This is a genomic window from Neisseria sp. P0020.S005 (assembly GCF_051957055.1).
In the GTDB taxonomy this organism is placed as follows: Bacteria; Pseudomonadota; Gammaproteobacteria; order Burkholderiales; family Neisseriaceae; genus Neisseria; species Neisseria subflava_A.
The window spans coordinates 1-231 of the sequence record NZ_JBQCWV010000092.1; the positions used below are offsets into that span (position 1 = coordinate 1).

Annotated in this window: 1 protein-coding gene; it reads right to left on the reverse strand. The window is 50.6% G+C overall.

All coding sequences use genetic code 11. The features are described 5' to 3' along the window. Positions 1-223, reverse strand: a 223-nt coding sequence (locus ACTHTU_RS11460) for a hypothetical protein (protein WP_440362619.1), incomplete at its 3' end; no start/stop codon positions are given. Between the last annotated feature and the right edge of the window lie 8 nt (positions 224-231).

The window sequence follows — 231 nt, forward strand, 5'->3', positions numbered from 1 at the left end:
TCACTTTGTCTTGTGGAATAGTGGTGCTGTCTTTGCCTGCTTCAACGCTTGGCACTGTTTCAGGTTTGTCTGATGTCCAGCTGCCGTCTGCCTGTTTGGTCAAAGTCACTTTTTCTGGGGTGTCAGAACCTTCAGGGGTAACTGTCACTTCTACAGTATCACCTACTTGGGCATCGCCAGGCACTTTTACAGCCACTGAGCCATCGGTAGTAGATGGGGTCACTTCCGGTG